23 protein-coding genes are annotated in these 26364 nt (G+C 66.3%); 13 read left to right on the top strand and 10 right to left on the bottom strand.

Features of this window, described 5'->3' with window-relative positions; translation table 11 throughout:
• The first annotated feature begins 14 nt into the window (after positions 1-14).
• From ftsW to lpxC, 8 genes are all read left to right on the top strand, one after another.
• Positions 15-1253 carry a putative lipid II flippase FtsW gene (gene ftsW / locus DVU99_RS03595; RefSeq protein ID WP_114238826.1) on the top strand — a complete coding sequence of 413 codons (1239 nt, stop codon included), beginning with the start codon at positions 15-17 and terminating at the stop codon, positions 1251-1253.
• Entirely contained in the window at positions 1250-2323 is a 1074-nt protein-coding gene (gene murG / locus DVU99_RS03590) for an undecaprenyldiphospho-muramoylpentapeptide beta-N-acetylglucosaminyltransferase (protein ID WP_114238825.1), read from the top strand. Before ftsW ends, murG begins: the two co-directional genes overlap by 4 nt.
• A complete protein-coding gene (murC, locus tag DVU99_RS03585) occupies positions 2320-3762 on the top strand; it encodes a UDP-N-acetylmuramate--L-alanine ligase (protein WP_114238824.1) in 1443 nt (480 codons plus the stop codon). The genes murG and murC overlap by 4 nt, the downstream gene beginning before the upstream one ends.
• On the top strand, positions 3759-4694 hold the full coding sequence (locus DVU99_RS03580) for a D-alanine--D-alanine ligase (RefSeq protein WP_114238823.1): 936 nt from the start codon (positions 3759-3761) through the stop codon (positions 4692-4694). Before murC ends, DVU99_RS03580 begins: the two co-directional genes overlap by 4 nt.
• Positions 4691-5428, top strand: coding sequence for a cell division protein FtsQ/DivIB (locus DVU99_RS03575; protein ID WP_114238822.1), 738 nt, complete (start codon positions 4691-4693; stop codon positions 5426-5428). Before DVU99_RS03580 ends, DVU99_RS03575 begins: the two co-directional genes overlap by 4 nt.
• Positions 5425-6657 carry a cell division protein FtsA gene (ftsA, locus tag DVU99_RS03570; protein ID WP_114238821.1) on the top strand — a complete coding sequence of 411 codons (1233 nt, stop codon included), beginning with the start codon at positions 5425-5427 and terminating at the stop codon, positions 6655-6657. The genes DVU99_RS03575 and ftsA overlap by 4 nt, the downstream gene beginning before the upstream one ends.
• A gap of 119 nt (positions 6658-6776) precedes the next feature.
• Positions 6777-7955, top strand: coding sequence for a cell division protein FtsZ (gene ftsZ / locus DVU99_RS03565; protein ID WP_114238820.1), 1179 nt, complete (start codon positions 6777-6779; stop codon positions 7953-7955).
• A gap of 463 nt (positions 7956-8418) precedes the next feature.
• Positions 8419-9333, top strand: a complete 915-nt coding sequence (gene lpxC, locus DVU99_RS03560) for a UDP-3-O-acyl-N-acetylglucosamine deacetylase (RefSeq protein ID WP_114238819.1) — start codon at positions 8419-8421, stop codon at positions 9331-9333.
• A 228-nt stretch (positions 9334-9561) separates the two neighbouring features.
• Here the strand turns inward: lpxC and DVU99_RS03555 are convergent, their stop codons facing one another.
• A complete protein-coding gene (locus tag DVU99_RS03555) occupies positions 9562-10077 on the bottom strand; it encodes a DUF721 domain-containing protein (RefSeq protein WP_232823429.1) in 516 nt (171 codons plus the stop codon).
• Between DVU99_RS03555 and DVU99_RS03550 the strand changes: the two genes are divergently transcribed.
• Together DVU99_RS03550 and secA are read left to right on the top strand one after the other, a co-directional pair.
• Positions 10076-11005: a M23 family metallopeptidase gene (locus DVU99_RS03550; RefSeq protein ID WP_114238818.1), complete on the top strand. Its 930-nt coding sequence runs from the start codon at positions 10076-10078 to the stop codon at positions 11003-11005. The two genes, DVU99_RS03555 and DVU99_RS03550, sit on opposite strands and share 2 nt — an antisense overlap.
• A 233-nt stretch (positions 11006-11238) precedes the next feature.
• A complete protein-coding gene (secA, locus tag DVU99_RS03545) occupies positions 11239-13974 on the top strand; it encodes a preprotein translocase subunit SecA (protein ID WP_114238817.1) in 2736 nt (911 codons plus the stop codon).
• Between the two features lie 185 nt (positions 13975-14159).
• Here the strand turns inward: secA and DVU99_RS03540 are convergent, their stop codons facing one another.
• From DVU99_RS03540 to DVU99_RS03515, 6 genes are all read right to left on the bottom strand, one after another.
• Entirely contained in the window at positions 14160-15008 is an 849-nt protein-coding gene (locus tag DVU99_RS03540; RefSeq protein ID WP_114238816.1) for a symmetrical bis(5'-nucleosyl)-tetraphosphatase, read from the bottom strand.
• On the bottom strand, positions 15008-15391 hold the full coding sequence (gene apaG / locus DVU99_RS03535; protein WP_114239051.1) for a Co2+/Mg2+ efflux protein ApaG: 384 nt from the start codon (positions 15389-15391) through the stop codon (positions 15008-15010). Before apaG ends, DVU99_RS03540 begins: the two co-directional genes overlap by 1 nt.
• Before the next feature lie 90 nt (positions 15392-15481).
• Positions 15482-16267 (bottom strand): 16S rRNA (adenine(1518)-N(6)/adenine(1519)-N(6))-dimethyltransferase RsmA, encoded by a 786-nt coding sequence (gene rsmA / locus DVU99_RS03530; protein ID WP_114238815.1) that lies wholly within the window; start codon positions 16265-16267, stop codon positions 15482-15484.
• 46 nt (positions 16268-16313) lie between these two features.
• On the bottom strand, positions 16314-17324 hold the full coding sequence (gene pdxA, locus DVU99_RS03525) for a 4-hydroxythreonine-4-phosphate dehydrogenase PdxA (RefSeq protein WP_114238814.1): 1011 nt from the start codon (positions 17322-17324) through the stop codon (positions 16314-16316).
• Between the two features lie 6 nt (positions 17325-17330).
• Positions 17331-18680: a peptidylprolyl isomerase gene (locus DVU99_RS03520; RefSeq protein WP_114238813.1), complete on the bottom strand. Its 1350-nt coding sequence runs from the start codon at positions 18678-18680 to the stop codon at positions 17331-17333.
• Between the two features lie 38 nt (positions 18681-18718).
• Positions 18719-21214: an LPS-assembly protein LptD gene (locus tag DVU99_RS03515; RefSeq protein ID WP_114238812.1), complete on the bottom strand. Its 2496-nt coding sequence runs from the start codon at positions 21212-21214 to the stop codon at positions 18719-18721.
• Positions 21215-21304: 90 nt separating this feature from the next.
• Between DVU99_RS03515 and msrB the strand changes: the two genes are divergently transcribed.
• Positions 21305-21703 (top strand): peptide-methionine (R)-S-oxide reductase MsrB, encoded by a 399-nt coding sequence (gene msrB / locus DVU99_RS03510; RefSeq protein ID WP_114238811.1) that lies wholly within the window; start codon positions 21305-21307, stop codon positions 21701-21703.
• A gap of 4 nt (positions 21704-21707) precedes the next feature.
• Here msrB and DVU99_RS03505 read toward each other — a convergent pair whose 3' ends face one another.
• The 3 genes from DVU99_RS03505 to DVU99_RS03495 are packed head-to-tail and all read right to left on the bottom strand — an operon-like array spanning position 21708 to position 23813.
• Positions 21708-22622: a histone deacetylase family protein gene (locus DVU99_RS03505; protein ID WP_198670184.1), complete on the bottom strand. Its 915-nt coding sequence runs from the start codon at positions 22620-22622 to the stop codon at positions 21708-21710.
• 13 nt (positions 22623-22635) lie between these two features.
• Positions 22636-23199 (bottom strand): cob(I)yrinic acid a,c-diamide adenosyltransferase, encoded by a 564-nt coding sequence (locus DVU99_RS03500; RefSeq protein ID WP_114238809.1) that lies wholly within the window; start codon positions 23197-23199, stop codon positions 22636-22638.
• A gap of 8 nt (positions 23200-23207) precedes the next feature.
• Complete coding sequence (locus tag DVU99_RS03495; RefSeq protein ID WP_114238808.1) at positions 23208-23813, bottom strand: hypothetical protein; 606 nt, start codon at positions 23811-23813, stop codon at positions 23208-23210.
• 93 nt (positions 23814-23906) lie between these two features.
• Here DVU99_RS03495 and ubiH point away from each other — a divergent pair, with 93 nt between their 5' ends.
• A complete protein-coding gene (ubiH, locus tag DVU99_RS03490) occupies positions 23907-25142 on the top strand; it encodes a 2-octaprenyl-6-methoxyphenyl hydroxylase (RefSeq protein WP_232823427.1) in 1236 nt (411 codons plus the stop codon).
• Entirely contained in the window at positions 25139-26356 is a 1218-nt protein-coding gene (locus DVU99_RS03485) for a UbiH/UbiF/VisC/COQ6 family ubiquinone biosynthesis hydroxylase (protein ID WP_114238807.1), read from the top strand. Before ubiH ends, DVU99_RS03485 begins: the two co-directional genes overlap by 4 nt.
• Positions 26357-26364 lie beyond the last annotated feature (8 nt).

The following is a 26364-nucleotide window of genomic DNA, read 5'->3' as shown; positions in this document are numbered from 1 at the left end:
AGGGAACCGAGCAAATGTTTGACGCCACCCAGGCCAAGCGACGACAAGGACCCCGCGGCAGCTTCGACATGCCGCTGGTGATCGGTCTCGTCGGTCTGGCGTGCGTCGGCGTGGTGATGGTGGCTTCCAGCTCCATCGCGGTGGCGGAAAGTCAGCACATCGGGGCGTTCTACTTCCTCAAGCGCCACCTGCTGTTCCTTGGCATCGGCTTGGTGCTGGCGGGTATCGCCATGCGCACCGAGCTGAAGCTGATGGAGAAGAACGCCTACCTGCTGCTGGGCGGCGCCGTGCTGCTGTTGCTGATGGTGTTCGTGCCCGGCATCGGCATGCGCATCAACGGCGCGCGCCGATGGCTCAACTTCCTTATCACCAGCTTCCAGCCGGTCGAGGCCGTGAAGTTGATCCTGGTGGTCTACACGGCCAGCTACCTGGTGCGTCACCGCGAGAGCGTGGAGACCAGCTTCTGGGGCCTGTTCAAGCCGATCGTGGTGGCGGGCGGCTTCGTCGTGCTGTTGCTGCTCCAGCCCGACTTCGGTTCGGCCACGCTGATGATCGCGGTGACCATCGGCATGATCTGGCTGGGCGGCGCCAAGCCGGTGTACCTCGGTGGCATGGGTCTGCCGGTGGTGGCGCTGCTGTGGTTCGTGGCCAAGTTCGAGCCCTACCGCATGCGTCGCCTCACCTCGTTCATCGACCCGTGGGCCGATCCGTTCAACGACGGCTTCCAGCTCACCCAGTCGCTGATGGCGAGCGGGCGCGGCGAATGGACCGGCGTGGGCCTGGGTTCGAGCGTGCTCAAGCTGTCCTACCTGCCCGAAGCGCACACCGACTTCATCTTCGCGGTGATCTCCGAGGAACTGGGCCTGGCGGGCATCCTGTTCGTGATGGGCCTGTTCGCGCTGGCCGTGGGCCGTGGCCTGTACATGGGCATGAAGGGCCTGGAGATGGGCCAGCGCTTCGCCGGCTTCGTGGCCTGCGGCATCTCGCTGTTGCTGGGCGCGCAGACCATGGTGTCGATCGGCGTGAACCTGGGGGCGCTGCCCACCAAGGGCCTGACCCTGCCGCTGATCAGCTACGGCGGCTCGTCCATCGTGCTCACCTGCGCGATGGCCGGCGTGCTGTTGCGTACCACCTATGAGATCAACCGGGCGATCGACGCGCGCCAGATGGCCGCGCGCATCCCCGCCAACGCCGTGCCGGATGCCAACCCGGCGGTGGCCGGTGCGCCTTCGCGCGAGGCGGCGACCGCATGAGCGCCGCCGCTCCCGTGCTGATCATGGCCGGCGGCACCGGCGGCCACATCTTCCCCGGCCTCGCGGTCGCCGAGGCGCTGCGCGCACAGGGCGTGCCGGTGGTGTGGCTGGGCGCCGAGGGCGGCATGGAGACCAAGGTGGTGCCGGCGCACGGCATCGACCTGGTCACCGTGCCGGTGGGCGGCCTGCGCGGCAAGGGTCTCAAGACCCGCCTGCTTGCGCCGCTGATGCTGGCGCGCGCCTTGCTCGCCTCGTTGTCCGCGCTGCGCAGGATCAAGCCGCGCAGCGTGCTGTCGATGGGCGGCTACGTGGCTGGCCCCGGCGGCGTGGCGGCGCGCCTTACCGGTTGCCCGTTGCTGGTGCACGAACAGAACCGCGTCGCCGGCTTCACCAATCGCAAGCTCGCCACGCATGCCCAGCGCGTGCTGGCCGGTTTCAGCGGCGCGCTTCCTGGAGCGGAGTGGGTGGGCAATCCGGTGCGAGGCGCCATTGCCGCGCTGCCGCCGCCGCGCGAGCGCATGGCCACGCATCATGGCCGCCCGCGCCTGCTGGTGCTTGGGGGCAGCCTGGGCGCGCGTGCATTGAATCTTGCGTTGCCGCAGGCGCTGGCACTGATCTCGCCGGCCTCGCGTCCGGAAGTGCTGCACCAGTGCGGCAACCGTGGCATCGACGAGGCACGCGCGGCCTATGCCAAGGCCGGCGTCGAAGCGCAGATCGTGCCTTTCATCGAGGACATGGCCGGCACCTATGCCTGGGCCGACCTCGCGGTGTGCCGTGCCGGCGCACTCACCCTGGCCGAACTCACCGCCGCCGGTCTCGGCGCGGTGCTCGTGCCGTTCCCGTATGCGGTGGATGACCACCAGACCCGCAATGCCGAGGCGCTGGTCGCCGCGCATGCGGCCGAATTGATTCAGGAGAAGGATCTGGACGTACAGCAGTTGGCGCAGCGCCTCGAAGCGTTGCTGGATGACCGCGAGCGCCTGGTGGCGATGGGCGAAGCCGCCCGTTCGCTGGCCAAGCCCGATGCGGCCGCGGTGATCGCCCGCGCCTGCCTGGAGGTGGCCGCATGACGCCGCGTCGCCTGCTCGCCCACGAGGATTTGATGACCACCTTCCGCCGCGTGCATTTCATCGGCATCGGTGGCGTGGGCATGAGCGGCATCGCCGAGGTGCTGCACAACCTGGGCTATGCCGTCTCCGGTTCCGATCGCTCCAACTCGCCGACCGCACAGCGGCTGGCGGCGCTGGGCATCGAGGTGCACGTCGGCCACGCTGCCGAAAACATCGGCGACGCCGACGTCGTGGTGACCTCCAGCGCGATCCACGCCGACAATCCGGAGCTGGTCGCCGCTCGCGCCGCGCGCATCCCGGTGGTGCCGCGCGCCGAGATGCTCGGTGAGCTGATGCGCTTCCGCCGGGGCATCGCCATCGCCGGCACGCACGGCAAGACCACCACCACCAGCCTGGTCGCCAGTGTGCTGGCCGAGGCCAACTACGACCCGACCTTCGTGATCGGCGGCCAGCTCAACGCGGCCGGCGCCAATGCCCGCCTGGGTACCGGCCAGTACATCGTCGCCGAGGCGGACGAATCGGACGGCTCGTTCCTGATGCTGTCGCCGGTGATCGCCGTGGTTACCAATATCGACGCGGATCACCTGGAGAACTACCAGGGCGACTTCGCGCTGGTGAAGAAGGCCTTCGGCGATTTCCTGCACCGCCTGCCGTTCTACGGCCTGGCCGTGTTGTGCGTGGACGATCCGGAAGTGGCCGAGCTGGCCAGGTCCACCACGCGCCGCGTGATGACCTACGGCATCGATACGCCGGACGCCGACGTGCGCGCGAACAATCTTTCGCAGCATGGCTTTGAGATGCATTTCGACCTGTGGCTGCCGGGCCGCAGCGAGGCGCTGCACGTCAAGCTCAACCTGCCGGGCCGCCACAACGTGCTCAACGCACTGGCCGCCGCCACCATCGGTTGGCAGCTGGGCGTCGAGGCCGAAGCGATTGCCCATGCGCTGCAGGGCTTCCAGGGCGTGGGTCGCCGCTTCCATCGGCGCGGCGAGATCGCGCTCGACCATGGCACGGCGCTGCTGGTGGACGATTACGGCCATCACCCGCGCGAGCTCGCTGCCGTGTTTGCCGCGGCGCGCGGCGGCTGGCCGGATCGCCGCCTGGTGGTCGGCTTCCAGCCGCATCGCTACAGCCGTACGCGTGACTTGCTGGACGACTTCGCCAACGTGCTGGCCGAAGCCGACGTGCTGGTGCTGACGGACGTCTATCCAGCCGGCGAAGCACCGATCGCCGGTGCCGACGGACGTGCGCTGGCGCGCGCCGTGCGTGCGCGCGGCAAGGTCGACCCGGTGCTGATCGAGCATCCCCGTGAACTTAAGGACACGCTGCCCGCGCTGCTGCGCGACGGCGATCTGTTGCTGCTGCTGGGCGCCGGCGACATTGGCGCGGCGGCGGTGGAACTGGCCCAGGCCGGTCAACTGAAGACGAGCAAAGCATGAGCAAGACGATTACCGATCCCGCACAGTTTGGCCGCGTCGCCGTGGTGATGGGCGGCAGTTCGGCCGAGCGCGAGGTGTCACTCGACTCGGGCCGCAACGTGCTTGCCGCGCTGCAGGCGCGCGGCGTGGACGCGCATGCCATCGACGGCATCCCGGCCCTGCTGGACGCCGTGCGCGCCGGCCATTTTGCCCGCGTGTTCAACATCCTGCACGGCGGCGGCGGCGAGAACGGCGAGCTGCAGGGAGCGCTGCAGTCGCTGCGCGTGCCGTTCACCGGCTCGGGCGTGCTGGGTTCGGCGCTGTCGCTGGACAAGATCCGCGCCAAGCTGGTGTGGCAGGCGCTGGGCCTGCCCACGCCCAAGTTCAAGGCGCTGCCGCGCGGTGCCGACGTGCACGCCGCCGCCCGCGAGATCGGCTTTCCGCTGATCGTGAAGCCGGCCTGGGAAGGTTCCAGCGTGGGCGTCACCCGCGTGTTCAAGGAAGAAGACCTGGACGCCGCCGTGGCGCTCGCCCAGAGCTATCCGGGCGACATGCTGATGGAGACCCTGATCGAGGGCGGCGAATACACCGTCGGCATCCTCGACCGCCAGGTGCTGGCCACCATCAACATCGTGCCCAAGGGCGAGTACTACGACTACAACGCCAAGTACATCGCCGAAGACACGCAGTACATCTGCCCGGGCCTGCACGGCGACGACGAGCGCGAGATGCAGGCGCTGGCCCTGCGCGCGTTCGATGCGCTGGCCTGCTCCGGCTGGGGCCGCGTCGACATCATGCGCGACAAGCAAGGCCGCAACTGGCTGCTGGAAGTCAATACCGCGCCGGGCATGACCTCGCATTCGCTGGTGCCCAAGGCCGCGGCGGTGGCGGGCATTGATTACCAGACCCTGTGCTGGCGCGTGCTGGAAACGAGCTTCCGGGAGGACGTGTGAGGGGAACCATCCGCCTCGTTGCCTGGGTTCTGGCCATCGCGCTCGTGGCGCTGCCGATCGTCGGCGTGCTGCGCGGATGGTTTGCGGCCAATCGCTGGCCGGTGACCCAGTTGACGGTGCAGGCCGAGTTCAAGCATGTGACGGAGGACGAGCTCCGTGCCGTCGTCATGCCGCGCCTCGGCAAGGGGTTCTTCGCGCTCGACCTCGATGGCGTGCAGAAGGCCGTGGCTGCATTGCCGTGGGTGGAGTCGGTGGAGGCGCGCAAGCGCTGGCCGGACACCCTGGTGCTGCGCATCTACGAGCGACAGCCGTTTGCGCGTTGGAACGAGAAGCAGCTGATCAGCCGCCAGGGTCTCGTGTTCGAGGTGCCCGACCTGTCGACCAGCGGTGACCTGCCGGACCTGCGTGGTCCCGATTCGCGCCTGGCCGAAGTCGTGAGCTTCTATGCCGAGACGCAGAAGGCATTCACCAATACGCACCTGAAAATCACCGGCGTCTCGCTCACCGAGCGTGGCAGCTGGAGCCTTACCACCAGCAACGGCGCGCAGATCATCCTGGGCGATCGCGAGCAGGCCGGTCGCCGCCTGCGCCGTTTCCTGGATGTCTATCCGCAGCTGATGGCGGGCCACACTGATGGCTTCGCCTATGCCGATCTTCGTTACACCAATGGATTTGCCGTTCGATGGCCGCCCCAGGCGAATACCGTGAACGCTGGAGGCTCACCCCGCACATGAAGACCAAGAACGACAAGCAACTGGTGGTAGGCCTGGATATCGGCACCTCGAAAGTGGTGGCGATCGTAGGCGAGTACGAGCCGGGTGAGCCGATCGAAGTGATCGGTATCGGCACACACGTCTCGCGCGGCATGAAGCGCGGCTCGGTAGTGGACATCGAGTCCACCGTGCACTCCATCCAGCGCGCCGTCGAAGAGGCCGAGCTGATGGCCGGCTGCGACATCCGCTCGGTCTATGCCTCGATCTCCGGCAGCCACCTGGAGACCAAGAACTCGCATGGCACCGCGGCCATCCGTGACCGCGAAGTGACCCCGGGCGACCTCGACCAGGTGCTGGAAGCCGCCAGTGCCGTGGCGATCCCGGCCGACCGCAAGGTGCTCTACAAGGAGTCGCAGGAGTACCGCATCGACGGCCAGGACGGCATCCGCTCGCCGGTGGGCATGAGCGGCGTGCGCCTGGAGGCGAGCGTGCACCTGGTGACTGGCGCCGCAGCAGCCGTGCAGAACATCTCCAAGTGCATCCAGCGCTGCGGTCTCACCGTGGATGAGCTGGTGCCGTCGGCCGTGGCCAGCGCCAAGTCGGTGCTGACCGATGACGAGCGTGAGCTGGGCGTGTGCCTGGTCGACATCGGCGCCGGCACCACCGACATCTCCATCTATACGCAGGGTGCGATCCGCTACACCAAGTCGCTGCCGGTGGGTGGCGACCAGGTGACCAACGACATTGCCTACGGCGTGCATACGCCGACCGCGCATGCCGAGGAAATCAAGATCAAGTACGCCTGCGCGCTGGCACAGCTGGCCCATGCCGAGGAAACCATCCAGGTGCCGAGCGTGGGCGATCGCCCGCCGCGCCGCCTGGCGCGCCAGTCGCTGGCGCAGTCGGTGCAGGCGCGCTACGAGGAAATCTTCGAGATGGTGCAGGACGAGCTGCGCCGCTCCGGCTACGAGAGCCTGGTGGCGGCCGGCGTGGTGCTCACCGGTGGTGCCTCGCGCATGGAAGGCGCGCTGGAACTGGCCGAGGAGATCTTCCACAAGATGGTACGCATCGGCGTGCCGCAGCACGTCTCGGGCCTGGGCGAGGTCGTCTCCAATCCGCTGCATTCCACCGGCGTGGGCCTGCTGCTGCATGGCTCGCGCACCGGCGGCATGCGCGTGAGCGGCCCCTCCGGCGGCAGCGTGGGCGGCCTGGTCGACAAACTGCGCGGCTGGATCACCAAGAACTTCTGATTTTGGGTGGGGCAGGAGGCCCCGCCATGGACGAATGGATGTTCGTCCGCCACCAAGGGGCGACTGGAACGTCGACACCCGCGGATACAACGACAACGATGCTCTACGGAGGACGGGAAATGTTTGAACTGATCGAAAAACTCGCACCGAATGCAGTAATCAAGGTCATCGGCGTGGGCGGTGGCGGCGGCAACGCCGTGGCGCACATGCTTAATGCAAACATCGAAGGCGTCGAATTCGTCGTCGCCAACACCGACTCGCAGGCCATGAAGAGCTGCGGTTCGCGTACGCACCTGCAGCTGGGTGCCAACGTGACCAAGGGCCTGGGCGCCGGTGCAAACCCCGAAGTGGGCCGCCAGGCCGCGCTGGAAGACCGCGAGCGCATCGAAGAGATGCTCGAGGGCGCAGACATGGTGTTCATCACCGCCGGCATGGGCGGTGGCACCGGTACGGGCGCCGCTCCCGTGGTGGCCCAGCTGGCCAAGGAAAAGGGCATCCTCACCGTGGCGGTGGTCACCAAGCCGTTCCCGTTCGAGGGCCGTCGCCGCATGCAGGTGGCGATGAAGGGTATCGAGGACCTCTCCCAGCACGTCGACTCCCTGATCACCGTGCCGAACGAGAAGCTGCTGTCGGTGCTCGGCCGCGAAGTGACCTTGCTCAACGCCTTCAAGGCTGCCAATGACGTGCTGCAGGGCGCCGTGCAGGGCATTGCCGACCTGATCACCGCCCCCGGCCTGATCAACGTCGACTTCGCCGACGTGCGCACCGTGATGTCCGAGATGGGCATGGCGATGATGGGCTCGGGCACCGCCCGTGGCGACGACCGTGCCCAGGCCGCCGCCGAGGCTGCCATCAACAACCCGCTGCTGGAAGACGTCAACCTGAACGGCGCCTGCGGCATCCTGGTCAACGTCACCGCCGGTCCGAACCTGACCATGCGCGAATTTGACGAGATCGGTCGCATCATCCATGACTTCGCCAGTGAAGATGCAACCGTGGTAATGGGCACCTCGCTCGACCCGGAAATGCAGGATGACGTTCGCGTCACCGTCGTGGCCACCGGCCTGAACCGTGCGGCGGCCCGCCAGCCGGTGCGTCCGGTCGTCACCCAGCAGGTGGAAATGCGCCAGCGTCCGCGCCCCGTTGTGCTTCGCACGGGCACCGGCAATGAAGTGGTCGACTACGCCCAGCCGGAGTCTGTCACCAGCCGCGTCGAGGCCAGCAGCACGGCCAAGAGTGCCGATCCCAGCTTCGACTATCTCGACATTCCGGCCTTCCTGCGTCGCCAGGCCGACTGAGATTGCTGACAGGACAAATAATTTGAAGAAAAATTGAACAAAACGCCGGTTTCACTTGTCAGTGACAAATCGCGCACGAATCCGCCCTGGCGGAGGTGCACCGATGGGCCTCACCGCCGTTGGGTGGAAGGGTCAGGCTGACGCCGACCGGCGTTCGTTCTTGAGTACGTACAGGGCTTCAACGACGTGCCTCAGGGATGACGCATGACTGGCCGGAAGAGAATCTGGCCTGTCCGGCGTTCCGCTACCGGAATCCCGTCCCGGTGGCGGGACGCCGAGTCTGCGTTAAATTGTTGAAGTAATTAGGAAAATTTCTGTATACCCATGAATGGAACGCATTCATGAATGAAAGGAACATGAAAGGGTATGCAGGGTGTGTGGAACGGTTTGCCTTTTCACAGGTTAAGACTGTGTTAGCATCCGTCCCCTAATTTGGCTGCTGCCCCTTACAGGTACCAAAAAAATGATCAAGCAGCGTACGCTCAAGAACATCATTCGCGCCACGGGCGTCGGTCTGCATACCGGCGACAAGGTGTACATGACGCTTCGCCCCGCTGCCCCGAATACGGGCATCGTGTTCCGCCGTACCGATCTCAACCCGCCGGTCGACATTCCGGCTCGCCCCGACAACGTCGGCGACACGCGTCTCTCCACCACGCTGGTGAACGGTGACGTGCGAGTCTCCACGGTGGAGCATCTGCTCTCCGCGATGGCGGGCCTGGGCATCGACAACGCCTATGTCGACCTCTCCGCGCCCGAAGTGCCGATCATGGACGGCAGCGCGGGCCCGTTCGTGTTCCTGCTGCAGTCTGCAGGCATCGAGGAACAGAACGTCGCCAAGCGCTTCATCCGCATCAAGAAGCCGATCAAGGTGCAGGAAGGCGATAAGTGGGCCAGCTTTGAGCCGTTCGAAGGCTTCAAGGTCGGCTTCTCGATCGAGTTCAACCATCCGATCATCAGCAAGCGCACCTCGAAGGCGGAGATCGACTTCTCCACCACCTCGTTCGTGAAGGAAGTGAGCCGCGCGCGTACCTTCGGCTTCATGCGCGACATCGAGATGCTGCGCGAGCACAACCTGGCCCTCGGCGGCTCGATGGACAACGCCGTGGTGCTCGACGACTACCGCGTGCTCAACGAAGACGGCCTCCGTTACGAGGACGAGTTCGTCAAGCACAAGATCCTCGACGCGATCGGCGACCTCTACCTGCTGGGCCACAGCCTGATCGGCGCCTACTACGCGCACAAGTCGGGCCACGAGCTCAACAACAAGCTGCTGCGCACCCTGATGGCCGACGCCACCGCCTGGGAAGAAGTCAGCTTCGCCGACGATCCGGCCACCGCCCCGATCTCCTACGCCCACCCGGCTCAGGCGATCTGAGATAGACCAGGTCGGCTAAGCCCGCATCCTGCCTGAACAAACTGAACGGCCGCGTCCTGGCGACGCGGCCGTTCTTTTTGTGATATACCTCGCGCCTTCCATCGGCAGCTGTTCACGTACTGATGACATCAGCGTCTGTCAGGGTCGTGGGGGCATGGTATAAACCCATGAGCGCCGTCCTCCGGGACGGTGTGGGGGAAGTACCGCGGTGGGGGCAGGCGACTGGCGTCAGTCGGTTTCGTCGGCCCGGGAATCAGAAACTTCGGCGACGGACGCCAGCTCAAGGAACAGTTCCCGCAATTCGGGGTCTGTGGTTGAGGCCGCGGCGACTCTCAGGTGAGAGGCGGCGGCTTTCGAAAGCGGTTTGGACCGATCCGGCACGGTTTCTGTCGGTGAAGGGGGGGCCACTTTCACGGTGACTGAACTGGCGTACGTGCCAATGGCGCGTGCGGTCGTGAGGATTTGCGTCTGGAGAAGACGCAGCCTGGCGGCCAAGGCCGGCGAAGGAGCCAGAAATACAAGGCGGCCGTCTTGCAGGTTGGCGAAGCGAACCTGCTCGCGGAGTGGTGACGGTAACGTCTGGCGCAGTGCGCGATCCAACGCTTCCAGCTCACGGGCTTTACGGGCCAGTGAGGCAATGGGGCCGAATTCGGTGATGGCCTTGAGTCCGGAACCGGTGCGGCGAGAGGGTGGTGGAGCGTCGCGCTGCATGGATGCCGACATCTTCTGACGTAATAAAGACATGCAAATCATACTTGTGTCCCGCACCAAAAAGGTGCCGAAAACCCTGAATCTCGCCGACCCGCGACTTCGCGCGCGTCTGTTCGGCCTGGCGGCGGCTGCGGTACTTGGCTGTGCAGGACTCGGGGGTGCCGTGGCCATGGTGGTGGCCAGCCCGCACGACCGGGCGCTGAGCGAAATCAAACGCCTGCGGGAGCAGGTGCAGGTGCAGGACCAGCAGCTGGCCGGCGTGCGCAAGGACGCCCAGCGTGACATCGACGCCCTGGCCGTGAAGCTTGGCCAACTGCAGGCACAATCGACCCGGCTCAATGCGCTCGGCGAGCGCCTCACCCAGGTCGGCAAGCTGGACGATGGCGAGTTCAATTTCGACGAGCCGCCGGCAGTCGGTGGTGTGGAAGCGGGTTCCGATGGCGGCTACGCGCTGCCGCAGACCCTGGACAGCAGCATCAACCAGCTGGCCAACCAGTTCGACAGCCAGCAGGCCCAGCTCTCGGCGCTGCAGAGCCTGTTGCTGGATGCCAAGATCGAATCCAATCTCAAGCCCACCGGGATGCCGGTGGACGGCTACATCTCCTCGTATTTCGGTGGTCGCCCCGATCCGTTCAGTGGGCATAGCGCCTATCACACCGGCCTGGACATCTCCGCGCCCAAGGGCACGCCGGTGCATGCCGTGGCCGAGGGCATGGTCACCTACGCCGGCGAGCGCAGCGGTTATGGCGAGGTCATCGAGATCGACCATGGCAACGGCTACATGACCCGCTACGCCCACAACAGCAAGCTGGAGGTTCGTCCGGGCCAGCGGGTGCACGTGGGTGACGTGATTTCCGAGGCCGGCTCCACCGGCCGGTCCACTGGCTCGCACGTGCACTTCGAGGTCTGGTACCTGGGCCGCGTGGTCAATCCGCTGGCCTTCGTCAAGAACCACCGCTGATCGGCGGGCCGAGGCCACCCTTGAAAGGCTTGCCGCGCGCCGCCACACCTTGCCCGGGACGATGATCCGGGGGGATCAGCCGTGGCGGCCCATGCCGGCAGGGCGTGCCAGGAGGCTAAATGACCTGGCGCCGCAGCGTTTGGGATAGCCCGCCGACCCTAGTATCATCAATCCTTTCGTCCTGCCCGGATTTCCCGGGTGGGCGGCTCATGAATCCCTGATCCGGAAGATCGATGCTCAACCGTGCCCTGACGAGCCTTTTCGGTAGCCGCAACGAACGCGTGCTGCGCCAGCTCTCCAAGAATGTCGCGCGCATCAATGCGCTGGAACCCGAGTTCGAGAAGCTGAGCGACGAGGCGCTGCGCGCCAAGACCGACGAGTTCAAGCAGCGCATCGCCGGTGGCGAAACGCTGGACAAGCTGCTGCCGGAGGCCTTCGCGGTCGTGCGCGAAGGCGCCAAGCGCGTGCTCGGCATGCGCCATTACGACGTGCAGATGATCGGCGGCATGGTGTTGCATTCGGGGCGCATCGCCGAAATGCGCACGGGCGAAGGCAAGACCCTGGTCGGTACGCTGCCGGTCTACCTCAATGCGCTGGAAGGCAAGGGCGTCCACGTCGTGACGGTCAACGATTACCTTGCCCGACGCGACTCCGCGCAAATGGGCAAGCTCTACGGCTTCCTGGGCCTGACCACCGGTGTGGTCTGGCCGGGCATGGACCACTCGGAGAAGCATGCCGCCTACGCCGCGGACATCACCTACGGCACCAACAACGAATTCGGCTTCGACTACCTGCGCGACAACATGGCGCTCAGCAAGGACCAGCGCTACCAGCGCGGCCTGCACTACGCCATCGTCGACGAAGTGGACTCCATCCTCATCGATGAGGCCCGTACGCCGCTCATCATTTCCGGTCCGGCGGAAGACTCCCCGCAGCTCTACATCGCGGTGAACAAGATCGTCCCGAAGATGATCCGCCAGGAGAAGGAAGACTCCGCCGGCGATTACTTCGTCGACGAGAAGCAGAAGCAGGTGCACCTCTCCGAAGAGGGCATGTCGCACGCCGACGAACTGCTGCGCCAGGCCGGCGTGATCGACGCCGACAGTGGCCTGTACGACTCCAAGAACCTGGCCGTGGTGCATCACCTCAATGCCGCGCTGCGTGCCAACGCGATCTATCACCGCGACGTGGACTACATCGTCCGCGACGGCGAGGTGGTGATCGTCGACGAATTCACCGGTCGTACGCTGGCGGGCCGCCGCTGGTCGGATGGCCTGCACCAGGCGGTGGAAGCGAAGGAAGGCGTGCCGATCCAGCGCGAGAACCAGACGCTGGCCACGATCACCTTCCAGAACCTGTTCCGCATGTACAAGAAGCTGGCCGGCATGACCGGTACGGCCGACACGGAAGCGTACGAGTTCCAGCAGATCTACGGCCTGGAAGTGGTGGTGATCCCCACCCACAAGCCGATGATCCGCCAGGACAACCCCGACATGGTCTTCCTTGGCCAGCAGGCCAAGTACCGCGCCGTGATCGAGGACATCAAGGACTGCAACAAGCGTGGCCAGCCGGTGCTGGTGGGTACCACCTCGATCGAGGTGTCCGAGCTGCTGTCAGGCCTGCTGCGCAAGGAAAAGATCGCGCATGAGGTGCTCAACGCCAAGCAGCACGAGCGCGAGGCGCATATCGTCGCCCAGGCGGGCGCGCCCGGTTCGGTGACCATCGCCACCAACATGGCCGGCCGCGGTACCGACATCGTGCTGGGCGGCAGCCTGGAGGCAGCACTCGCCGCGCTGCCGGAAGGCAGCAGCGATGCCGATCGCGCCAAGGTCAAGGCCGACTGGAAGAAGCGCCACGAGCAGGTGCTCTCCTCGGGTGGCCTGCACATCGTGGGCACCGAACGCCATGAGTCGCGCCGTATCGACAACCAGCTGCGCGGTCGCTCCGGTCGTCAGGGTGACCCGGGTTCCTCGCGTTTCTACCTCTCGCTCGAAGACAACCTGTTGCGCATCTTTGCTGGCGACTGGGTTGGCCGCTGGATGCGCATGTTCGGCATGAAGGAAGAGGACGCGCTGGAAGACCGCATGGTCAGCCGCCAGATCGAGAAGGCGCAGCGCAAGGTCGAGCAGCACAACTTCGATATCCGCAAGCACTTGCTGGAGTTCGACGACGTCGCCAACGACCAGCGCAAGGTGATCTACAGCCAGCGTGATGAGCTGCTGGAAGTGGACGACGTCTCGGAGACCATCGCCGACATCCGCGACGACGTGGTTACCGAAGTGGTGCGTCGCCACGTGCCTGCCGACAGCGTCGACGAGCAGTGGGACATCGCCGGCCTCGATCGCGAGCTGGAAAGCGAGTTCGGCCTGTCGCTGGAGCTGAAGCATTGGATCGAGCAGCAGAGCGAGATCGACGACAAGGCGATCCTCGAGCACGTGCGCGAGGCGGTCGAGCAGCTGTTCAAGGCCAAGGAACAGCAGATGGGCCCCGAGACCATGCGCCAGCTCGAGAAGCACATCACGCTGAGCGTGGTGGACAACGCCTGGAAGGAGCACCTGGCTAGCATGGATTACCTGCGCCAGGGCATCTACCTGCGCGGCTATGCCCAGAAGCAGCCCAAGCAGGAGTTCAAGCGCGAGTCGTTCGAACTGTTCTCGAGCATGCTCGAGCGCATCAAGACCGAGGTCGTGCAGATGCTGGCTCGCGTGCGCGTGCGCAGCGAGGAAGAAGTCGCTGCGATGGAAGCCGAACAGCAGCGCCTCGCCGAACGCCTGCAGCGCCAGATGCTGGCCAGCGGTGGCGGCGCGCCGGTGGCGGCGCTGGGTGCGGACGCCGAGGCCGTGGCCGCCAGCAGCATGGCTGCGCCGCTGCCGTCCAGCTCCAACGAGGGGCCGCGCGTTGGCCGCAACGATCCCTGCCCGTGCGGCTCTGGGAAGAAGTACAAGCACTGCCACGGTCAGTTGAGCTGATCACCCAAAAGAAAACCCCGCCTTGGCGGGGTTTTTTTTGATCGTCGCTACTCATTGTAGAGGCGCACCCTGTACGCGACCGGAGTTGTCGTCAGCGCGCGGCGCGTGGGCATCTCCCCGGCATGTTCTGCAAACAAGCGAGCACGATCCGCGCGAAGCGGATCGCGCATAGGTGGGGCGAGGCTTCAGTCGCCGCCGGGTACGCGCTTGCGGTAGGGCTCTGCGTCGACCGTGATGTACTGCGGCTCTTCGCAGTCCAGGCGCAGCGCGGTGAGCTGGCCGCCCCACACGCAACCGGTGTCGATGGCGTACACGCCCATGCCGGCGAAACGGCCCAGGGCCGACCAGTGGCCGCATACGATGCGCGTTTCGCGCCGACGCATGCCGGGCACTTCGAACCAGGGGTACATGCCCGGCTTCTGCGTGCCGGGGATGCCCTTGCTCTCGAAATCGATGCGGCCCTGCACGTCGCAGTAGCGCATGCGCGTCAGCGTGTTGATCGAGGCGCGCATGCGCTCGATGCCCTGCAGCCGGCTGTTCCATGCGGCCGGGCGGTTGCCGAACAGGTTCTTCAGCAGGCGCGGGTGCCGCGGACTGCCCAGTTCGCGCTCGATCTCCTGCGCCGAGCGCTGGGCCTGGCGCAGCGTCCACGAGGGGGCCAGGCCGGCATGCACCATGGTCCAGTTGAGCTGCTCGTCGTGGTGTAGCAGCTTCTGCGAGCGCAACCATTCGAGCAGTACCGGCGCGTCGTCCGCGAACAGTACTTCGCGCAGCTCGGGGTTCACCTTGGACTGTGCTTCCGGCCGCCGCTGGGCGATCGCCAGCAGGCTCAGGTCGTGGTTGCCGAGGGTGACGATCGAGTACTCACGCAGGCTGTGGATCAGGCGCAGCGTATCGAGCGACTTGCCGCCGCGATTGACCAGGTCGCCACAGAACCACAGGCGGTCGCTGGCGGGATCGAAGCGGAGCTTGTCGAGCAGGCGTTGGAGTTCGGGATGGCAGCCCTGCACATCGCCGATTGCATACGTAGCCATCAGTGCAGCGTACGCGGAATGGATAGCGTGAAGGGCGGAATCGGCGCCTCGAAGTGGGTGCCGTCGTCGGCCAGCATCTGGTAGCTGCCCTGCATCACGCCCACCGAGGTCTCCAGTACCGCACCGGAGGTGTATTCGTATTCATCGCCGGGACGGATCCACGGCTGCTCACCGACGACGCCTTCGCCAGTCACTTCCTCCACCTTGCCGTTGGCGTCGGTGATGATCCAATGGCGGGTCAGCAGGCGTGCGGGAACATCTCCTGCGTTATGCAGGGTGATCGTGTAGGCGAAAACGTAGCGGTTGTCGCCGGGACGGGATTGGTCGGGGACAAAGCGGGGTTCGACCTGCACGTCGATCGTGTAGGAAGATCTTTCGTTCATGCCCCGATTGTACGGGTTGTCGCGCCGCATGGGGGAAGCTTGCGTGCCATGTCCTGAATCAAGCCCGGCCGCGAAAACGCCGCTGACGCGTCACTCGGCGGTGACGCTGGCGAGACGCACGTAGTCCTGGGGCGAGAGTGTTTCGGCGCGTGCCTTGGGATCCACGTCGGCAGCGAGGATCGCCTCGGTGCTCATCACGTGTTTCAGTGCATTGCCCAGCGTCTTGCGGCGCTGCGCGAAGGCGGCCTTCACGATGGTGTGGATGCGATCCGGATCAGCCTTCGGCAACTGTTCCGGCCCCAGCGGAACCAGGCGCACCACGGCCGAATCCACCTTCGGCGGCGGACGGAAGGCACCGGGCGGCACCACGAACAGGGGCTCCACACGGCAGGCCAGTTGCAGCATCACCGACAGCCGTCCATACACCTTGCTGCCGGGTTCGGCCGCCATGCGGTCGACCACTTCCTTCTGCAGCATGAAGTGCATGTCCTGGATTGCGTGGGCATGCTCGACGCAATGAAACAGGATGGGACTGGAGATGTAGTACGGCAGGTTGCCCGCGATGCGCAGGCGCTCCACGCCGTGACGATGAGCCAGTGCGGTGAAGTCCACCTTGAGCACATCGGAGTGGATGATGCTGAGCTCTCCGACGCTGGCCGCCCGGGCTTGCAGGCCCGGGATCAGGTCGGTGTCCAGCTCGATCGCGGTGAGCTTGCCGGCCGCAGCGAGCAGCGGCAGGGTCAGTGCTCCCTCGCCGGGACCGATCTCGACCACGAAATCGTCCGGGCGCGGTGAAATCGCGCTGACGATGCGCTCGATGTAGCGCTTTTCATGCAGGAAGTGCTGGCCGAAGCTTTTCTTGGGGCGGGCAGTCATGGTGTAGACACGGCAAAAGAGAGTGGATGCGTGAAGGGGCGCGCCATCAGGCGGCGCCGGGTCCTGCGAGCGCACGGCGACCGATCAGGTCAAGCGCCATGCGGGCCGCGGCGAGCAGACTGGACGGATCGCCGCGGCCGGTCCCGGCCAGATCCAGCGCAGTGCCATGATCGACCGAGGTGCGGATGAAGGGCAGGCCCAGGGTGAGGTTGACGGTGCGGTCGAAGGCCTCGCTCTTGAGCACGGGCAGGGCCTGGTCGTGGTACATGGCGAGCACGGCGTCGTAGCGCTCGCGCTGGCCGGGCACGAAGGCGGTGTCGGCAGGTAGCGGGCCCAGCAGCTGCATGCCCTCGGCGCGCAGCGTGTCGAGCAGCGGAATGATGGTGTCGAGCTCTTCGCGGCCGAGGTGGCCGCCCTCGCCGGCGTGCGGGTTGAGCCCGAGCACGGCAATGCGGGGCCGGGCCAGGCCGAACTTGGCGCGCAGTTCGTCGTGGACGATGCGCAGCACGCGTTCGAGGCTCTCGCGCTGGATGGCGGCGGGTACGGCCGAGAGCGGTAGGTGGGTGGTGGCCAGCGCCACCCGCAGTTCCGGGCTGGCCAGCATCATCACCACGTCGGCACGGGCCCGCTCGGCGAAGAACTCGGTGTGGCCGCTGAAGGGGATGCCGGCTTCGTTGATCGAGGCCTTCTGCAACGGGGCGGTGACCACCGCGTCATAGCGGCCGGCCAGGCAGCCGTCGGCGGCCTCGGCCAGGGTTGCCAGTACGTGCCCCGCGTTGCGGGGGTCAGGTTGGCCAGGCTGCTCCGGCACGGCCAGCGGGATATGGTGGATCCGCAATTGGCCGGGCGCACGCTGCATCAGCGGGCGGCCGTCATCGTCGATCAGCTCGATTGGCTGGCCACAGCGACGGGCGGCGCGTTGCAACAGGTCGCGATCGGTCAGCGCAATGAAATTGGCCGCCAGGGGACTGGCGGCCAATCGGATCAGCAACTCGGGGCCGATCCCCGCCGGCTCACCTGCGGTGACAGCCAGACGGGGTAGGGCGTGGGCGTTCACGCGGCCTCAGGAGGACTTGTTGCCCTGCTGCTGCTCGTTGGGATCGCGCAGCTCAGGCACCAGGATGTTCACATAGGCGCTGGAGCGCATTTCGCGCAGGTAGTCCTCGTATGCCTGCTCGGCCTTGCGGTTGCCGATGGCCTGGCGGGCCTGGTTGCGCTCCATTTCATCCGTGCGGTCGCTCTGGCGGGTGCCAAGGCGTTGCAGGATGTGCCAGCCCACCTCGCTCTGGAACGGCTGTGAGACCTGGTCGTCCTTCAGCTCGGCCAGATGCTGGGAGATGGTGGTGCCCCAGTCGTTCTGCTGGAACCAGCCCATGTCGCCACCGTTGTTGGCGGTGGTGTCGTCCTTGGAGTTTTCCTTGGCCAGGGCGGCAAAGTCCTCATGCTTGTTAACGATGCGGTTGTACAGGTCCTCGGCCTTCTGGTGGGCCTGCTCCTGCGTCAACAGCTCGCTCGGCCGGATCAGGATCTGGCGGGCATGGAATTCCTGCACCACCTGGCGGCTCGGCGCGCGCTGCTCGATCAGCTTGAGGATGTGGAAGCCGGTGGGACCGCGCATCGCCGGGGTGACGTCGCCCGGCTTCATGCCGCCCACCGCATCGGCGAAGGCCGGGGGGATCTCGTCCATGCGGCGCCAGCCCAGGTCGCCGCCGTCCAGGGCGTCCTGGGCGTCGGAGTAGCGAATGGCTGCGGCGTGGAAGTCCATGCCGCCCTTGATGGCGTCCATGGCCTGGGTGGCCTTGTCCTGGGCCGCCTTGATGTCGCCGGCGTTGGCGCCGCTGGGCAGACTGATCTGGATGTGGGCCAGGTGCACCTCACCCGCCTTGTAGGACGGGCTGTTCAGCATGTTGTTGATTTCGCTGTCAGTAATGGTGACCTGATCGTGCACCACGCTGTCGTGCAGGCGCTGCACCACCAACTGGTCGGACAGCTGGCGGCGGAACGCGACAAAGCTCGAACCGCTCTGTTCCACGGCGGCGCGCAGCTGGTCCGGGGTCATGTGGTTCTGCTGGGCAACCGCATTCACGGCCTGGTCGACGTCGGCGTCGGAAACGCGGATACCTTGGTCATCGGCACGCTGCACCTGCAGCTTCATCAGGATCAGGCGGTCCAGCACCTGGCGGCGCAGCACGTCCAGGGGCGGCAGCTGGCCGGGGTTGCTGGCGTACTGCTGCTGGACCGAGCGCACGGCGTCGTCCAGTTCGCTCTGCAGGATCACCCCCTCGTCCACCACCGCCACGATGCGGTCAAGCGACTGATTCCCCTGGGCCGCGGGAGACAGCAGCTGGGCATGGGTGGGAAGGGCGGTCGCTGCGGCAATCGCGAGCAGGAACAGGGAAAAAGGCTGCTTCATCAGACAGGGGCCTTGAATCGCCAAGGGCGACAGGGAAGTTATTGAAATCCAAGAATACCATTGCGGATGGCGTTTTCCGACTGACCGCTGAACCCGCCCATGCCCTTGAACTCGACCTCGAGCATCACGGCGGTGTTGGCCGAGCCCAGCTGGGTGGTGTAGTCGTAGGTGTTCACGTAGTGCCGCCCGACCAGGCGCAGCGCCACGCAGCAGCTGTCGTACTCCACGCCCGCCAGGGCCTCCACGGTCTTCTTGTCGAGCACCGAATAGGCCCAGCGGCCGATCAGGCGCCAGCGGTCAGAGATCGGGTAGACCACCGAAGTGTCGTATTGGTTCAGCAAGGCCGTGGTGCTGCCCGGGGTGCGGCGGTAACGGTAGGAGAAATTGATGATGCCGTCGCCGAAGAAGCGCTTCTGGATCGAGATCGCCCCGAGATCGGTCAGCTTGGTGTTGGGGTTCCACTGGTACTGAGTGGTGAGGCGCCAGTCGTCGTTCAGCTGGGTGGTCATGTCCAGCGCGTAGTCCGAGCCGGACCAGTCGGTCGGCGCTGGCACGGTGTTGTTGCTGTTGGGAACCTGCACCATCTGCTGGTTGAAGTAGCGGATCTGGCCCAGGCTGGCGGTGAAGCGCTCCACGCCGTTGTCGTCCAGCAGGCGGGTGGTCAACATCGCGCTCAGGTTGTTGGCGTTGATCTGGCGGTCAGCACCGGAATAGGTGTTGGTGGTGAACAGCTGCCAGGTGTCGAACGACATCAGGTTGGTGTCGAACAGCGGCAGGTCGTTCTGGTTGCGGTAGGGCACATACAGGTAATACAGGCGCGGTTCGAGCGTCTGCGTGTACGAGGTGCCGAACAGCGAGGTGCTGCGGTCGAAGATCAGGCCGCTGTCCACGTCGACCACCGGCAGCGAGCGGCTCGGCGAGTTGCTGGTGAATGGCGAGGTCTGGCCACTAGCCAGCAGGCCCTGGTAGCCGTATTGCTGGTAATTGTCGATCAGGTCATAGGCGGTGTAGCGATATGCCACCTTGGGACGCACGAACCAGGCGGCGCCCTCGAAGTCCGCCGAAATGTACGGATAGAGGTCCAGGCGGTTGCCTTCGACCACGTTTTCCTTGCGGAAGGCCACGGCTTCATCGTTCGAGCCCACCTCCAGCCAGCTGTTGATCGGGTAGCTCACGTTGAACAGCGCGCGCGGCCAGCGCTTGTACTGCACCACGGTGTCGGGCAGCGAGGGGTCGACGTTTTGATAGTAATCGGCGCCGAACGCCGTGTACCAATACGCCTTGCCCCACTTGCCGCCGGCCTGGATGTAGGCGCTGGAACTGAGCTGTCCGATCGAAGCGGTGTAAAGATCGTTGCCGAAGTCACGCAGATAATTGCGGTCTGAGGCGAGATTAATCGAGGTGTTGAACACCCATGGGCCGTAGATGGTCGTGCGGTCGTTGAGCTTGAACAGGTAACGGTCCTTGCCGTCGGTGTCCTCAGTGCTGTCCGGGTCGCTGGTGCCGTGGTCGTTCGGCAGGAATTCGAAGTTCACCTGGCCGGTGCTGTTGGGCACGACATAGCGGAACTCGCTGGCCAGCATCACGCCACGGTCGCTGTAGATGCGCGGATCCAGCGTGGCGTCATAGTTGGGCGCCAGGTTCAGGTAGTACGGCGCGCTGACGATGAAGCCCGATACGCTGGAGTTGCCGACCGACGGCGTGAGGAAGCCGGTCTTGCGATCGTCGTTGATCGGGAAGGTGAAGGTCGGCAGCCAGAAGAACGGCACGTTGTAGAGGTACATCGTGGCGTCCTTGGCCACGCCCTCGCCGGTCTCCTTGTCCATGCGGATGTCCTTGGCATGGATCTCCCACACGTGGTTGCCCACATCGCAGGTGGAGTAGGTGGCGTTGAAGTAACGGCTGCGCTGGTCGTCCAGCATCTGGCCTTGCGTGGCGACACCGTTGCCCCGGTTGGTGAGCATCTGGTACGCGACGTTGTCGGCGATGCCGGTACTGGCGTCCTGGTTGCCGCGCATATGGTCGGCGGAGACCAGCTGCCCGACTTCCTGGTAGCGCACGTTGCCGCGCACGTCGTAGTCGGTGGTGTCGTCGTTGTAGTCGCCCACTTCCGCCTGCATGCGCTGGTCGGCACGGTCGATCTTCACGTTGCCTTCCAGGTGGTAGACGCTCTGGTTGGAGCTGTCCACGCGCTCGGCGACTACATAGGTGTTGGACGTCTCGCGGACCGAGCTGTCCTTGCTCATGGTCGGGTCGTAGAAGTCCAGCATCGCGTTCGGCCGACACATCGAGTAGTTCATCGGCCTGGGCGCACAGCGGTACGAGCCCAGCGGGCAGTAGGGTGTCGGCGGCCGCGTGTTGTTGGTCGGGTTCGATGGGTTCGAGGGGCCAGAGGCCGTCGGCGGCAGCGCCTCCGTGTTCAACTGGTCGCTGGCCGACTGGGCTTCAACCGGGCCGCCGAACAGGGCAAGTGCGGCAGCGACCGCCAGCAGGCGGCGCGGGGGCAGGTGGCGCGAAGTCGGCTTGGGCGTCACGATGGCAGTCTGTCGGCTGGGAGGCTCGTAAAACTATCAGAAAGCCCCCATGGACGGCAGTTGGATGGACCCAAACGAGGAGGATTCGGCGTGACCGATCAAAAAAACGGCAAGACCGACGAGCAGTGGCGGGCCGAACTTACGCCCGAGCAGTACGCCGTATGCCGCTGCTCGGCCACCGAGCCACCGTTCAGCGGCAAGTGGTATCGCCACAAGGCCGCAGGTACCTACGTCTGTGCGGCCTGCCGGACGCGGCTGTTCGCCTCGGAAGCCAAGTACGACTCCGGCTCGGGCTGGCCCAGTTTCTTCCAGCCGACGGCGCGTACCGCGATCAGCCTGCATCGGGACGAGAGCCATGGCATGCACCGCACCGAAGTGCGCTGTGCGGCCTGCGATTCGCACCTGGGGCACGTATTCCCCGACGGCCCCAAGCCCACCGGTTTGCGCTACTGCATCAATTCGGTAGCGCTGGATTTCATGCCGGGCTAGCCCGTCAATCCATCAGCGCACTGACATGGGCGGCCACGCTGGTGGCCAGCGCGAGCAGGTTGTAGCCCCCTTCCAGGGTCGATACCACGCGTCCGTGGGCATGGGCCTCGGCGATGTCGCGCAGCCGCTCGGTGATCCAGGCGTAGTCCTCGCTGCCGAGCCGCAGGTCGGCCAGCGGGTCGTTCCGGTGCGCGTCGAAGCCGGCCGACACCAGCAGCAGCTGCGGCTTGAATGCATGCAGCCGTGGCAGCAGCGCGCCGTCCCACAGTTCGCGGAATTCGTAGGAGCCGTCGCCCGGCGACAGGGGCGCATTGACGATATTGCCCACGCCACGCTCATCCTCCCGCCCGCTGTCGGGGTAGAGCGGCATCTGGTGGCTGGAGATGAACAGCACGCGGGACTCCCTGGCGAAGATGTCCTGGGTGCCGTTGCCGTGGTGCACGTCGAAATCGGCGATGGCCACGCGCTTGAGGCCGTGTTCGGCGATCGCGTGGGCAGCGGCCACGGCCACGTTGTTGAACAGGCAGAAGCCCATTGCCTTGTCGTGCGTGGCGTGGTGTCCGGGCGGGCGCACGGCGCAGAACGCCTTGCCGCCCTGGCCCATCACGGCGTCGACCGCAGCCACTGCCGCGCCGGCCGCCCGCAAAGCGGCCTCGGCCGAGCCGTGCGACATCACGGTGTCCTCGTCGAGGCGGACGGTGCCGCTATCGGGAACGGTGGCGAGGATGCGGTCCACATGGGCCGGCGTGTGCACCCGCAGCAAGTGCTCACGGGTGGCCCGCGGGGCCTCGATGCGGTCCAGTGTCGCGAAGCGGTCGTGGTCCAGTGCCTGCAGTACGGCGCGCAGTCGGGCGGGGGATTCGGGTTGGTCGGGGCCTGGTTCGTGCTGCAGGCAACTGGCGTGGGTATAGAGGCGCAGCACGTGGCGATGCTCAGCTCGACTTGCGGCGGCGCTCGTGCTGCCACAGTACTTCGCCGTGGCCGCTGGTCCGGGCCAGCACGCGTGCGATCACGAACAGCAGGTCGGACAGGCGATTGAGATAGCGTTGTGCCTGTGGGCGGATGTCCTCGGCGCGGCCCAGTGCGATGACCTCGCGCTCTGCCCGGCGGCAGACCGTGCGGGCCAGGTGGCAGCACGAGGCGGCCATGCCGCCACCGGGCAGGATGAAGTCCTTCAAGGGCGGCAGCGGGTCGTTGAAGGCATCGAGCACCTGTTCCAGCCGCTCGATGTCCTTGTCTTCGACCATCGCCATGCCCGGGATGCACAGTTCGCCACCGAGGTCGAACAGGTCGTGCTGCACCTGGGTCAGCGTTTCCCGCACCTCGTCGCTCACGCCGTCCGAAGCGAGCACCATGCCGACCACGCTGTTGAGCTCGTCCACGGTGCCGTAGGCGGACACGCGCAGCGAGTCCTTGGCCACGCGCGAGCCGTCGCCCAGGCCGGTGCTGCCGTCGTCGCCGGTGCGGGTGTAGATCTTCGAGAGGCGATTACCCACGCGCCGGCTCAGTGCGTCAGCTTGGAGTGGTCGGCGTGGCCCAGCGTGCGCGAGAGCTGCACGGCCAGCGCATGAACCACCAGGCCGAGCACGATGTAGAGCACGGTGGCCTCAAGGAAGAACAGGTACCAGTCCCCCATGTTGGCAACCCAGGCGCCCACGCTGCGCGGCTGCGGCACGCTGTTGCTAAGCCAGTAGAAGCTGCCGTTGGAGATCACGTAGCAGGCCGCCCAGCTGGCCAGCACCGCGCCGGCCGCAAGGACCGCACCGCGCAGATTGAGGCCGGGCTTGCGGCCGGCGAGCCAGCTGCCACCCAGCCACAGGCTGAGGTACGACGGCACCAGGAACCAGTAGGCCGCCGACACGCAGTAGTGCTCCCAGAAATTGATGCCCTGGCTGCTGATCACCACGAAGTCGACCAGCACAGCCTCGGCCATCAGCAGCGGGAACGCCCAGCGGGCGGATCCGCGCAGCCAGAAGCCGGCCAGGAAGAAGATCGCCCAGGAGGCATCCCAGACGTCATGGTGGAACAGCGACAGATGGATGCGTGTGGCCGCCATCACCAGCGCAAGCGCCAGGAAGATGCCGATCCGCTGGTTTCGTGTCGTAGCCATGAGAAGCTCCAAGGGGGTTGCGCCAAGTGCAGACCTGAAGTCTAGCCCAACTGGCTGGGGCCTGGCCTCTGACAGCGCGTATCATGCGGCCCCATGATGACCTCAAGTCTTTCCGCCGGCGGCCCTCCTCGTCAGCCGGTGATGATCATTGGTGGCGGCCTGGTCGGCGCCAGCCTGGCCATTGCGCTCGACGCTGCCGGCATCGATGCCGTGATGGTCGAGGCGGCGCCGCCTCGCGTGGGCGACCAGCCGAGCTACGACGAACGCAACCTGGCGCTGGCGCGTGCCACCGTCAACGGGCTCGACGCGATCGGCGTGTGGAAGCATGCGGCGGCGCAGGCCACGCCGATTCGTCACATCCACGTCACGCGCGCCGGCGAGTTCGGCAGCGTGCAACTCGATGCCCGGCGGCATGGCGTGGATGCGCTGGGTTGGACCTTGCCGGCACGCGAGCTGGGCGCGGCCCTGCTACGCCGCCTGGATGAATGCACGCGCCTGCGCCGGCTCGCGCCGGCCCGCCTGACGCGGCTGGAACCGCTGGCCGCAGGTTGGAGGGCCCATGTCGAGACCGTCGATGGCCCGCTCAGCATCGATACCCCGTTGCTGGTTGGTGCCGATGGCACCACCTCGTTCGTGCGTGAGCAGTTGGGCATCGCCAACGAGCGCTACGACTACGGGCAAACCCTGTTCGTGTGCACGGTGACGCCGGAGCGCGATCACGCCGGCCGCGCTTATGAGCGCTTTGCCGACAGCGGGCCGGTGGCGGTTTTGCCGCTGGCCGGCCGTCGCTGCGGCTTGGTGCTCACCGTGCCGCGCGAGGAGGCCGATGCCGTGGCTGCGCTCGACGATGCGGCGTTCATCACGATGGCGCAGGAACGCTTCGGCTGGCGCCTCGGTCGCCTGAGTCGTCCGGGCAAGCGGCATCCGTATCCGATCCAGCGCGTGGCCGCCGAGGCGCTGGTGGCCGCGCGTGCCGTACTGGTGGGCAACGCGGCGCAAACCATCCACCCGATTGGCGCCCAGGGCTTCAACCTGGGCTTGCGCGATGCGCTGACCCTGGCCGAACTCGCGGCCGAGACCGCGGACCCGGGCGATGAAGCCATGCTGGCGCGCTACGCTGAGCGTCGCGCCGCCGATCGTGAAGGCACCATGGCGATGAGCCACGGGCTGATCCAGCTGGCCTGCCTGCCGCAGCCGCTGCTGGCGCCGCTGCGCTCGCTGGCCATGCTGGCGTTTGATCGCGTGCCGCCATTGCAGCGCCTGCTGGCACGGCGCGGCATGGGTTTTCGCGGCGAGCCGCCGCGCGCCGTGCTGGAGCGCCTGCCATGAACAGCACGCTGCCGAGTCGTAGCGAAGCTAGTCGCCGTCGCGGTCCCGCGCTGGATGTCGCGGTGGTGGGGGGCGGCATGGTCGGCGCAGCCACGGCGCTGACGCTGGCCAGGGCCGGTTTTGCCACGGCGCTGATCGAGGCGCGCGAGCCGGCGCGCTGGTCCGTGGACAGCGAGGTCGATCTTCGCGTGGTAGGCCTGGCGCCTTCTTCGATCGCCCTGCTGCACGAGCTGGGCGTGTGGGCGTCCATTCGCGATTCGCGCGCGGGGCCGTACGCGCACATGCATGTGTGGGATGCCGCCACCGGTGCCACCATCCATTTCGATGCAGCCACCGAGGGGCGCGACCTGCTCGGCTACATCGTGGAGAACAGCCTGGTGCAGTGGCGCCTGTGGGAGGCGCTCGACGGTGCCGGCGTGCGCCGTATCTGCCCGGCGCAGGTGGAAGGTTATGAGGTGCTGGACGATCGCGTGCAGCTGACGCTGGCGGGTGCGGACGCGCTGTCCGCACGCCTGCTGGTGGCGGCCGACGGTGCCGGATCGCCGTTGCGGGCCCGCGCCGGCATCGACACGCGTGGCCGCGATTACGCGCAGCGTGGCGTGGTGGCGCATGTCAGCACGGAGCGGCCGCACCAGGGCACGGCGTGGCAGCGATTTCTTGACACCGGTCCGCTGGCCCTGCTGCCGCTGGCGGACGGGCGCAGCTCCATCGTGTGGTCGTTGCCGGAGGATGAAGCACAACGCGTGCTCTCGCTCGACGAGCGGTCGTTCCTCAACGAACTGGGTGTCGCCAGCGATTTCCGCCTCGGTTGCATCACCGGCACCACGGCGCGCGCGGCGTTCCCGCTCAGGCTGCAACTGGCCGAGGCCTATCAGGCAGAGCGCTTCGTGTTGCTGGGCGATGCCGCGCACACGGTGCACCCGCTGGCGGGGCAAGGCGTGAACCTGGGTCTGCGCGACGTGACCGAGCTGCGCGATACCCTGGTCGCTGCCCGCGAAGCCGGGCACGACCTGGCTGCGCCGCATGTGCTGCGCCGCTATGCGCGCCGCCGTCGCAGCGCCGATTCGCTGGATGCATTGGGCTTCGATGCACTGGCGCGCATCTACGGTTGGCGCGCTGCGCCGCTGGTGGCGGCGCGCGGCCTGGGCGTGCGCCTCATCGATCGCCTGTCACCGATCAAGCGCAAGCTGGCCGAGCACGCTGCCGGCTTGTGAGCCCGCCA

It is taken from the genome of Dyella sp. C9, assembly GCF_003332825.1.
In the GTDB taxonomy this organism is placed as follows: Bacteria; Pseudomonadota; Gammaproteobacteria; order Xanthomonadales; family Rhodanobacteraceae; genus Dyella.
Note: the sequence above shows the minus strand (reverse complement) of the source record. Positions and strands in the feature narration are given on the sequence as shown.

Bases quoted from the DNA above. Each gene is read 5' to 3' on its own strand.
- DVU99_RS03555 (WP_232823429.1), bottom strand. From the start codon at position 10,077: ATGTCTTTATTACGTCAGAAGATGTCGGCATCCATGCAGCGCGACGCT.
- secA (WP_114238817.1), top strand. From the start codon at position 11,239: ATGCTCAACCGTGCCCTGACGAGCCTTTTCGGTAGCCGCAACGAACGC.
- ftsZ (WP_114238820.1), top strand. From the start codon at position 6,777: ATGTTTGAACTGATCGAAAAACTCGCACCGAATGCAGTAATCAAGGTC.
- DVU99_RS03485 (WP_114238807.1), top strand. From the start codon at position 25,139: ATGAACAGCACGCTGCCGAGTCGTAGCGAAGCTAGTCGCCGTCGCGGT.
- ftsW (WP_114238826.1), top strand. From the start codon at position 15: ATGTTTGACGCCACCCAGGCCAAGCGACGACAAGGACCCCGCGGCAGC.
- lpxC (WP_114238819.1), top strand. From the start codon at position 8,419: ATGATCAAGCAGCGTACGCTCAAGAACATCATTCGCGCCACGGGCGTC.
- DVU99_RS03580 (WP_114238823.1), top strand. From the start codon at position 3,759: ATGAGCAAGACGATTACCGATCCCGCACAGTTTGGCCGCGTCGCCGTG.
- DVU99_RS03540 (WP_114238816.1), bottom strand. From the start codon at position 15,008: ATGGCTACGTATGCAATCGGCGATGTGCAGGGCTGCCATCCCGAACTC.
- murG (WP_114238825.1), top strand. From the start codon at position 1,250: ATGAGCGCCGCCGCTCCCGTGCTGATCATGGCCGGCGGCACCGGCGGC.
- rsmA (WP_114238815.1), bottom strand. From the start codon at position 16,267: ATGACTGCCCGCCCCAAGAAAAGCTTCGGCCAGCACTTCCTGCATGAA.
- ftsA (WP_114238821.1), top strand. From the start codon at position 5,425: ATGAAGACCAAGAACGACAAGCAACTGGTGGTAGGCCTGGATATCGGC.
- DVU99_RS03550 (WP_114238818.1), top strand. From the start codon at position 10,076: ATGCAAATCATACTTGTGTCCCGCACCAAAAAGGTGCCGAAAACCCTG.
- DVU99_RS03495 (WP_114238808.1), bottom strand. From the start codon at position 23,813: ATGGCTACGACACGAAACCAGCGGATCGGCATCTTCCTGGCGCTTGCG.
- ubiH (WP_232823427.1), top strand. From the start codon at position 23,907: ATGATGACCTCAAGTCTTTCCGCCGGCGGCCCTCCTCGTCAGCCGGTG.
- apaG (WP_114239051.1), bottom strand. From the start codon at position 15,391: ATGAACGAAAGATCTTCCTACACGATCGACGTGCAGGTCGAACCCCGC.
- murC (WP_114238824.1), top strand. From the start codon at position 2,320: ATGACGCCGCGTCGCCTGCTCGCCCACGAGGATTTGATGACCACCTTC.
- DVU99_RS03520 (WP_114238813.1), bottom strand. From the start codon at position 18,680: ATGAAGCAGCCTTTTTCCCTGTTCCTGCTCGCGATTGCCGCAGCGACC.